Here is an 8,728-nt window from a genome sequence, read left to right as displayed (position 1 = left end):
AGATCGTCCCGCCGATATTGCTCCCGAGTGATCTTGGTCCAGGGCATCGTGCTCTCCCTCGAATCTTTGCAAATCCGATGGAATCACACCCCACTGAGATCACTCACCCATTTTTCAGTCAGGCTCTCAGGATGACGGGTCGAGAGTTGCCTCAGCCTGCCCGCTGCACGATCGGCGGCTTGGCGTTCAGTCCCTCGACCTGGAAACCGGCGACGCGCTTGTAGTTGGCGGCGATGTCTTCCAGCTCCTGCTGCGACAGCACGTCGGTGACGACCTTGAAGCCATCAGGCGCGCGCTCCTCGACCAGCTGCATCACCTGCTCCGGGCCGTTGCGGCGATTCAGCATCACGAGGTCCGTGGTCGCAGGCCGCCGCTCGGCCTCATAGGCCGCGAGTGCCGCCTGCGTCGGGCCATGCGCCAGAATCTCGCGTGTCAGCACGCGCGCATCCAGGATCGCCTGCGAGGCGCCGTTGGAGCCGATCGGATACATCGGATGCGCGGCATCGCCCATCAGCGTGACGCGGCCGAAGGTCCATTGCGGGATCGGATCGCGATCGACCAGCGGATATTCGTAGGCATGCGGACAGTTCCGGATCAGGCCGGGGACATCGAGCCAGTCGAAATTCCAGCTCTCGAACCACGGCAGGAACTCGTCGAGCTTTGCGGTCCGGTTGTAGTCCTCGCGGCGCCATTGATAGGTCGGCGGCATGTGTCGCTCGGCGACCCAGTTGATGTCGAACTTGCCGTCGGGGCCTGCCTCCTTCGAGATCGGGTAGCAGACGAATTTCAGGATCTCGTGGCCGGCCATGATCATGGTGCGGCCGGTCAGGAAGGCATCGCCGCGGGTGATGCCGCGCCACAGGATGCGGCCGTTCCAGATCGGCGGCCCCTCCTGCGGATAGAGCTTCTCGCGCACCGCCGAATGGATGCCGTCGGCGGCGATCAGCACCACGCCGTCATAGCTGCCGGCGGGCTTGCCGGTGGCGCGATCGATGAAATCGGCGCGGACGCCGTCGGCGGTCTCGGTCCAGCCGGTGAGGTGATGGCTGGTGAGAATGTTCGCAGCCCCCACCCGTTCGGTCGCGGCATCGAGCAGCAGCTGTTGCAGCCGGCCGCGATGGATCGAGAATTGCGGCCATTTGTAGCCGGCCTCGAGCCCGCGCGGCTCGCTCCAGATCGGCTTGCCGTGCTTGGAGAAATAGGCGAGCTCGCGGGTGCGCACCGCTGAAGCGTCGAGCACATCGTGCAGGCCGAGCTCGATCAGTTCGCGCACCGCATGCGGCAGCACGTTGATGCCGACGCCGAGCGGCCGCAGCTCGGGCACGCTCTCGAAGACGCGGGCCGGCACGCCGATCTGGTGCAGGCTGAGCGCCAGCGTCAGCCCGCCAATTCCGCCACCTGCAATGAGCACAGTCATGAAAAATCCCCTCGATTGGCCATGGTCATCGCACGACGGCACCGCCGCGGGCAAGGTCTGCGGCGCGCGGGGTGGACGGCCAAGGGGGCTGCCGCTAACCTCCGCGCCGTCAGAACAAGAACCAGAGCCGCGTTCGCAACGAACCGACAAGGCTCGGAGAGGACAGCAACATGCTCAAGCTCTATTTTGCCCCCGGCACCTGCGCGCTCGCGTCCCACATCGCGCTGGCCGAGGCCGGCGCGCCCTACACGACCGAGAAGATCGACTTCAAGACCAACCAGCAGAACAGCCCGGAATACCTGAAGATCAATCCGAAGGGCCGCGTGCCCACTTTGGTGACCGATCGCGGCGTGCTGACCGAGACGCCGGCGATGCTGGCCTATATCGCGCAGAGCTTTCCGCAGGCGAAGCTCGCGCCCGACGACGCCTTCGAATTCGCCAGGCTGCAGGCCTTCAACTCCTATCTGTGCTCGACGGTGCATATCTGCCACGCCCACAAGATGCGCGGTCCGCGCTGGGCGACGCAGGAGACGTCGTTCGCCGACATGAAGGCGATGGTGCCGAAGACCATGGGCGCCTGCTTCAACCTGATCGAGCGCGACATGCTGAAGGGCCCGTGGGTGATGGGCGAGAACTACACCGTCGGCGATGCCTATCTCTACACGCTGACCCTGTGGCTCGACGGCGACGGCGTCGACATCGCAACGCTGCCCAAGGTGAAGGCGCATCGCGCGGCGATGGAGGGCCGCCCGGCGGTGCAGAAGGTGCTGGCGGAGCAGAGAGCGTAAGCAAAAAACTCGGTGTCGTCCCGGCGAAAGCCGGGACCCATAACCACCGCTGCTGGTCGTCTGACAGGGCTGTGGCTCCAGCGTCGCGCCACACGAAGGTTGGTGGTTATGGGTCCCGGCTTTCGCCGGGACGACGCGGGGATAGAGCGCGCCGCTACACCTTCCGCGTCTCCAGCTCGCGTCCGGTCTCGAGCATCAGCTTGCGCAGCCACAGCGAGCCCGGGTCCATCTGGGCACGCGTCGGATAGAACATGTGCTGCTCGTCGATTCCTGGATCGAGCGGCGGCGTCACCGTCATCAACGACAATTGCTTCGACAGCGCCGAGATCAGCCGGCGCGGCACGAAGGCGACGAGGTCGGTGCGCGCGGTGACGTGCAGCGCCTCGATATAACCCGGCACCACCAGCGCGATCCGCCGCTCGATGCCCTTGGCGCGCAGCCAGCTGTCGATCAGGTCCTCGTTCTGGCCGCGGATGATCACGGCGACATGGCGCGCGGCGAGGAAGGCCTCGCGATTCTTCAGCTTCGTGCCGACGCCGTGGCCGCGCCGCACCGCGAGTGCATCGCTGTCGGTGTAGAGCCGCTGGCGGTGAAAGCCCTTGAAGGAGTCGCCGATCGAGATCACGAGATCGATGGTGCGGGCGAATTCGGGCGTGAAGATCGCAGGTCCCCGCCACGGCACCACGTCGATGGTGACGTTCGGCGCGATCTGCGTCACCTTCTCCATCAGCGGCGGCATCAGGAGCTCGACCGCGAGGTCGGGCATCATCAGGCGAAAGTGCCGGTCGCTGCGCGCGGCGTCGAAATCGTCGGAGACGAACAGCGCGCGCACCTGGTCGAGCGCATGGGCCAGCGGCGAGCGCAACGCCTGCGCCCGCGGCGTCAGCTCCATCCGCGCGCCGGTGCGCACCAAAAGCGGATCGCCGATCAGGTCGCGCAGCCGCTGCAGCGCGTGGCTGGTCGCCGGTTGCGACAGATTGAGCCGCATCGCCGCGCGGCTGACATTGGCTTCGCGCAGCAGGGCGTCGAGCGCGACCAGCAGATTGAGGTCAAGCGAATTCAAATTCATCGAGTGAATATATATCATACTACCTATCGATTGGAAGAATGCGCGCAGGCGCCGCAGGATTGCGGGCAAGGCGTTTTTCACGAGAGCCGAAGACCGCATCGCGTGAGGAAACGCCTGAAATCAGGGTCTATCAATCGCAAGGAGACGCGCCATGAGCGCAGCCGACAACAAGAAACTGGTGCAGGAGATGTTCGTGATCGCAGGCAGTCCCGATCCTGCGGTGCGCGAGAACTCGCTGTTCATGGCAACGCTTGCCGACGACGCGATCTGGACCGTGACCGGGCAATATTCCTGGTCGCGTACCTTCACCGGCAAGCAGTCGATCATCAACGATCTGCACGGCCATGTCCGCTCGAAACTGGTCGAGCGCGGCCGCACCGTCGCCCATCGCATCATCGCCGACGGCGACATCGTCGTGATCGAGGCCAAGGGCGACAACCTCACCAAGCAAGGTCAGCGCTACGACAACGACTATTGCCTGGTGTTCCGTTTCGACGGTGGTCGGATCAAGGAGGTGCGGGAATATTGCGACTCGGTCCTGACCGAGAAGGCGCTCGGCGCGTTTCCGGCGTAGCGGTCCGCCGCTAACGGACGGCACAAACGAAGACGGCGCCCATCCGGGCGCCGTCGTCTTGCCGTCGTGTGGATTGGCTTACGCCACCTTGGACTTGAGGTGGCCGAACATGATGTCGCGCGCCGCGTCGTCCATCTCGGCCTTGAAGGTGTGCTTGTCCTTCAGCGCGATCGCGCGCGCCGCCGCCGGCCGCGCCGAGATATCGTCGACCAGCCGCTTGACGTTCGGATATTTGGCGTAGCCTTCCTCGCCGAGGATGAACGCCGCCATCCGCGCCCAGCCCCAGAACGCCATGTCGACGATCGTGTAGCTGTCGCCGACCATGTAGCGCTGTTTCGCCAGGTGATCGTCGAGGATCTTGTAATGGCGGTGCGCCTCGTACTGGTAGCGGTTGTTGGCGTAGTCGAGATCCTTCGGCGCGAAGTGCTTGAAGTGCACGGCCTGGCCGGAATAGGGGCCGAGGCCGGTCGCGATGAACATCAGCCAGGACAGCGTCGCGGCGCGATTGGCCGGCGTATTGGCGGGCAGGAACTTGCCGTGCTCCTCGGCGAGGTAGAGCAGGATCGCGTTCGAATCGAACACCAGCACGCCGTCATCGTCGATCGCCGGCACCTTGCCGTTCGGGTTGACCTTGAGGAATTCCGGCGTGAACTGCTCGCCCTTGCGGGTATCGACCGGGATCGCCTCGAACGGCAGGCCGGACTCTTCGAGGAACAGCGCGACCTTGTTCGGGTTCGGCGCACCATTGAAATAGAATTTGATCATGAAGGGACTCCCTTGGTTCTTGTAGCCGGCGAGATCGCGACGCGGCGGGGAAGGCCGCAGACCGGCTCCTCTTGCGCAAATTTCACGCCGCGGCGCAAGCGACGAGTTTGTGAATCAGGGTCGCGTGGCGCGCTGGTCAGCCGGCCCAGAAGAAGCCCAGGATACCCGCGACGACCAGCGCGATGCCCGCGACGTCCAGCGCGGCGGCGGAGCGGGTCGCAGCACGCAAATGGGAGACCTGCGCCGCGCGTTCTGATCCCCGCGCGTAGCCATGGACGATGATCTCTTCATTGAACTCGCCATGCGCCTCGAGGGCGAGCGTCAGGCCGACGCAGACGAGCAGGATGCCGAAAATGATCAGGCCGAAGAATCCGAGCAGGCCGATCAGCAGCATCGGAAACATGCCGAGCAGGAAGACCGGCAGCAGCGGCACCAGCAGCAATGTCTCGGATTGTCTTCGCATCGGCGACCAATCGAAACGGGCAAGTGACGGGACAGCGTAGGCCCGCTTCGCCAGTGCATCAAGGCGAAGGCATTCAATACCCCGTCATTCGGCGCACCGTGACAATCGGCCGCGAACCGCGACGAACGATACTTAACGTCGCCGCATGGACGACGGCGGAGGGTCGGATACCGCCTCAAGCCGACATTTACTGTTCCCGGATTCAACAAAAGGTAGCGGCTTGTGCGGTACGCACGCACGGCCTAATGCCTGAGGATCGGGAGAACGCGAATGCTCATGGTATCATCCCTCCGTCATGCCGGCCTGGCCGGTCTCGTCGTCGCCTGCGTCGGACAGCCCGCTGTCGCGCAAGCGCCAGTCGCGCCGGCCGGATCGCCGCCTTCCCCCGCAAAGGCCGCCGAGGAGCAGCTGCTATTGCGGCTACCTGCAGGGCAGTCCCTTGATCGCTACCTCGAGCAGCTTCGCGGCGAGTTCTTCAACCTCGATGCCGACGGCGACGGCAAGCTAACGCAGCGCGACGTGGAGTTGCACGCCGCCATGGAAGCAGTCCAGGTCAGGAGCGTCGCTTGGATGAGCGTGCTGCGCTACGATCTCGATGGCGACGGCTTCGTGACCGAGGACGAGGTTCGCAGAAGCGCAGCCTACGAGTCGCGTTGGGCGCGCGCCCAGTCGGTAATCGGCAAGTCCCCACTCGGCGGCAGCGCGGAGTCGACCGAGCGCATGGTCACGACAATCATGGCGCTCGATGTCAACAAGGACGGCAAGGTCAGCCTTGCCGAGGCAGCGAAGTTCAACGAGGCAAACCAGCGGGTCGCTTCCTTGAGCGGCTATGCGGCAAAGACCCGTCTTGCATTGGCGCTCGAAACGGCGACGGCCGGCGAGCTGTCCCGTGCCGCCTACGAGGCCACGGGAGAGGCGCTGTTCCGTAAGGTCGATACCGACAGTGACGGCAAGGTCTCGCAACAGGAGCTCATGGAATTCAGGCGCACTCCCGCGCCTCCTTCGAGCGATCCGGATGCGGCGCAGAAGCGCCAGCACGAACAGGCCGAACTCGCCCGCAAGCGGCAGCTGGCGATCGACGCCGAACGTGCGGTCTGCGCGATGCCGGCCGTCTCCGAGAAGGCCCGGGTCGTGTTGCTCAGTGCGTATCAGACTGAGTCGCTGTCGAGCGTGACCATAGGCTCGCAGGATGCGGTAGTGCACGCCGGGCGGATCAATGTCGAGCCGGGTAGCGATCCGCTCTATGTGGTGATCGCAAGCTTCAGCTCGACCATCTGGCAATTCGGCGGCGCGGTAGAGCGGATCGAGCGCGTGGTCGTGACGAGTTTGAGCACCGGCGGCAAGAGGGGCGATCCGACGCAGGGGCCGCTAACCGGCGCGACAGGTGTCGCACGCGACCGCGTCAGCTTTCTCGGCCGCGCCAACTGCCTGACCTACTTTCACGAGTTACCGTCGAGCGGCTCGCTGCAAGCCGTTGGCGCTGTCCGCGACGCGACGGGCAGGGCGCCTGATGTCGTCGCCGCCAAATATGCAGTCTCCACCTTCAACGTTCCCTCCGGCGGGATCGACACGCTCAAGGGGCAGTCCGGCCAGGGCCTCGTAATCCGCAAGAGCGGAGGCACACTCAACATTGTGGGCAATCCCGGCAACGTGGTCATCGAGACAGGTCCGAGCCGTGCGCACGATGATCTGCAACGTTACTGGCCCGGCGGGGTGGTGGACATCAATCCCGCTTCCGTCGTCGCGAGTGGTCCCGTCACACCCTATGAGGTGCTCCCTGCGCAGGCCGGGCTGGTTCAGCTGCTCGCGAACGGCAGTGTCACCCAGAACGGCGCCGGCGAATTCGTTGTTCGCAAGAAGATCCGGTTCCCGTCCGGCCTCCACGGGGCCCATTCGGTCACCTTCCTGGTGGTGAAAGGCACGCCATATCCCGATGGCGATCCCGGACATTCCTGCGTGATGGTCGAGGATACCGGCGAGAAGAGCGCAGGCTGCCCGTCGCGCTGACACCGCGCGCCACGTTGGCGTGACGCATCAGGTAACTCGGCCGGCGAGCCGCTCAGCCCGCCGCCATCTCGGAGCGGATCTCGGCGCGCAGCTCGTCGATCAGCCGCAGGCCGCTCTTGGTCTCGACGTGCCAGAAGGTCCAGCCGTTGCAGGCGCCGGAGCCCTGCGCGACCGCGCCGATGCGGTGGATCGAGCCGACCTTGTCGCCGAGCATGATGGCGCCGTCGGCGCGCACCAGGGCGCCGTGGCGCTTCTTGGCGTCGACCAGCCTGGCGCCCGGCACGATCATGCCGCGTTCGATCAGTTCGGAGAACGCCACCCGCGGCGCCTCGCGCGCGGTCATGAACGGCGCCAGCGTTGCGTCCGGCAGCGGCTCGATCGCGGCGATGCGGGCCTCGGCGGCGGCGGCATAGGCCTTGTCGCGCTCGAAGCCGATATAGCTGCGGCCGAGGCGCTTGGCGACGGCGCCGGTGGTGCCGGTGCCGTTGAACGGATCGATCACGAGATCGCCGGGCTTCGAGGACGACAGCAACACGCGGGCGAGCAGCTGCTCGGGCTTCTGCGTCGGATGCACCTTCTTGCCGTCGCCGTCCTTGAGGCGCTCCTCGCCGGTGCACAGCGGGATCAGCCAGTCGGAGCGTGCCTGCACGTCCTCATTGGACGCCTTCAGCGCTTCGTAATTGAAGGTGTAGCCCTTCGCCTTCTCGTCGCGCGCGGCCCAGATCATGGTCTCGTGCGCATTGGTGAAGCGGCGGCCGCGGAAGTTCGGCATCGGATTGGACTTGCGCCACACGATGTCGTTCAGGAGCCAGAAGCCGAGGTCCTGCATGATCGCGCCGACGCGGAAGATGTTGTGATAGGAGCCGATCACCCACAGCGTTGCCGACGGCTTCATCACGCGGCGGCAGGCCAGCAGCCAGGCGCGGGTGAAATCGTCATAGGCAGCGAACGACGAGAACTTGTCCCAGTCGTCGTTGACGGCATCGACATGCGACTCATCGGGGCGCTTGAGGTCGCCCCTGAGCTGCAGATTGTAGGGAGGATCCGCGAAGACCAGGTCGACCGAGCCGGCCTGAAGCTTCGACAATTCGGCCACGCAATCGCCAATGACGATGTGGCTCGATGGGGCACTCTCAAATTTAGTGCGGGGCGCCCTTGCAGACGCCCCGCGACGCGACACTACCATGACTCAAGAACTCTGACTCAGGCGACGCTGTCGGCGACGCGGGACTAAACAACCGACTGGCGTCACATTGACCCGGCAAAGTAAAAATCGACTTAATTGGAAATCTTCATGCAAAAGATTGCAGCATCTTTTGCGCGGCATGGCGCAGTGCCGTCGGCGTTGTGCTGCAACATCAGCGCGTTCGGCGAAAAAATTTGCGGATCATCAAACCGGCACGATTTGCGCGGTAGATTCGCCCTCATTCGCAGCCGTTTGCACCGCAAGGGATGCGCCTCTTCCGGACTAGGCAATTATTGCCGGGCAGGATATTGATTAACAGAATGGAAATTTTAAGTTGGAGTGTCCCGCGTTGGGTCGCCGACTGGAATGAAGGGAAACCACCATGCGCTATGATGATTTCCGCCGCAGCGACGACATCGAAGACCGTCGCGATGAAGGCGGGATGGGCGGAGGGGGCGG

The 8,728-nt window shown here is 64.6% G+C and carries 9 protein-coding genes; 3 read left to right on the top strand and 6 right to left on the bottom strand.

All coding sequences use genetic code 11. From position 1 onward, the window contains the following. Positions 1-151: 151 nt before the first annotated feature. Positions 152-1,417 (bottom strand): flavin-dependent oxidoreductase, encoded by a 1,266-nt coding sequence (locus tag I6F38_RS42505; protein WP_225164587.1) that lies wholly within the window; start codon positions 1,415-1,417, stop codon positions 152-154. Positions 1,418-1,587: 170 nt separating this feature from the next. On the opposite strand from I6F38_RS42505, the gene I6F38_RS42500 reads away from it, so the two are divergent. Next, positions 1,588-2,205, top strand: coding sequence for a glutathione S-transferase family protein (locus I6F38_RS42500; protein ID WP_225164586.1), 618 nt, complete (start codon positions 1,588-1,590; stop codon positions 2,203-2,205). A 154-nt stretch (positions 2,206-2,359) separates the two neighbouring features. On the opposite strand, the gene I6F38_RS42495 is transcribed toward I6F38_RS42500, so the two are convergent. Further along, positions 2,360-3,274 (bottom strand): LysR family transcriptional regulator, encoded by a 915-nt coding sequence (locus I6F38_RS42495; RefSeq protein ID WP_225164585.1) that lies wholly within the window; start codon positions 3,272-3,274, stop codon positions 2,360-2,362. A gap of 151 nt (positions 3,275-3,425) precedes the next feature. Here I6F38_RS42495 and I6F38_RS42490 point away from each other — a divergent pair, with 151 nt between their 5' ends. Continuing rightward, entirely contained in the window at positions 3,426-3,848 is a 423-nt protein-coding gene (locus tag I6F38_RS42490; RefSeq protein ID WP_057016996.1) for a nuclear transport factor 2 family protein, read from the top strand. 78 nt (positions 3,849-3,926) lie between these two features. On the opposite strand, the gene I6F38_RS42485 is transcribed toward I6F38_RS42490, so the two are convergent. Both I6F38_RS42485 and I6F38_RS42480 read right to left on the bottom strand, forming a co-directional pair. Further along, positions 3,927-4,613 (bottom strand): glutathione S-transferase family protein, encoded by a 687-nt coding sequence (locus I6F38_RS42485; protein WP_225164584.1) that lies wholly within the window; start codon positions 4,611-4,613, stop codon positions 3,927-3,929. 136 nt (positions 4,614-4,749) lie between these two features. Next, positions 4,750-5,046, bottom strand: coding sequence for a hypothetical protein (locus I6F38_RS42480; RefSeq protein ID WP_225164588.1), 297 nt, complete (start codon positions 5,044-5,046; stop codon positions 4,750-4,752). A 600-nt stretch (positions 5,047-5,646) separates the two neighbouring features. Between I6F38_RS42480 and I6F38_RS42475 the strand changes: the two genes are divergently transcribed. After that, the gene (locus I6F38_RS42475; RefSeq protein ID WP_225164583.1) at positions 5,647-7,083 is read left to right on the top strand and encodes an EF-hand domain-containing protein; all 1,437 of its coding nucleotides are present in this window, start codon (positions 5,647-5,649) and stop codon (positions 7,081-7,083) included. A 52-nt stretch (positions 7,084-7,135) separates the two neighbouring features. On the opposite strand, the gene I6F38_RS42470 is transcribed toward I6F38_RS42475, so the two are convergent. Both I6F38_RS42470 and I6F38_RS42465 read right to left on the bottom strand, forming a co-directional pair. Then, positions 7,136-8,269: a site-specific DNA-methyltransferase gene (locus I6F38_RS42470; RefSeq protein WP_225164582.1), complete on the bottom strand. Its 1,134-nt coding sequence runs from the start codon at positions 8,267-8,269 to the stop codon at positions 7,136-7,138. 238 nt (positions 8,270-8,507) lie between these two features. Beyond that, positions 8,508-8,728, bottom strand: a 221-nt coding sequence (locus tag I6F38_RS42465) for a hypothetical protein (RefSeq protein WP_225164581.1), incomplete at its 5' end; no start/stop codon positions are given.

The organism is Bradyrhizobium sp. BRP56, assembly GCF_020194035.1.
GTDB lineage: Bacteria > Pseudomonadota > Alphaproteobacteria > Rhizobiales > Xanthobacteraceae > Bradyrhizobium > Bradyrhizobium australafricanum.
Note: the sequence above shows the minus strand (reverse complement) of the source record. Positions and strands in the feature narration are given on the sequence as shown.

Bases quoted from the DNA above. Each gene is read 5' to 3' on its own strand.
- I6F38_RS42505 (WP_225164587.1), bottom strand. From the start codon at position 1,417: ATGACTGTGCTCATTGCAGGTGGCGGAATTGGCGGGCTGACGCTGGCG.
- I6F38_RS42500 (WP_225164586.1), top strand. From the start codon at position 1,588: ATGCTCAAGCTCTATTTTGCCCCCGGCACCTGCGCGCTCGCGTCCCAC.
- I6F38_RS42495 (WP_225164585.1), bottom strand. From the start codon at position 3,274: ATGAATTTGAATTCGCTTGACCTCAATCTGCTGGTCGCGCTCGACGCC.
- I6F38_RS42490 (WP_057016996.1), top strand. From the start codon at position 3,426: ATGAGCGCAGCCGACAACAAGAAACTGGTGCAGGAGATGTTCGTGATC.
- I6F38_RS42485 (WP_225164584.1), bottom strand. From the start codon at position 4,613: ATGATCAAATTCTATTTCAATGGTGCGCCGAACCCGAACAAGGTCGCG.
- I6F38_RS42475 (WP_225164583.1), top strand. From the start codon at position 5,647: ATGAGCGTGCTGCGCTACGATCTCGATGGCGACGGCTTCGTGACCGAG.
- I6F38_RS42470 (WP_225164582.1), bottom strand. From the start codon at position 8,269: ATGGTAGTGTCGCGTCGCGGGGCGTCTGCAAGGGCGCCCCGCACTAAA.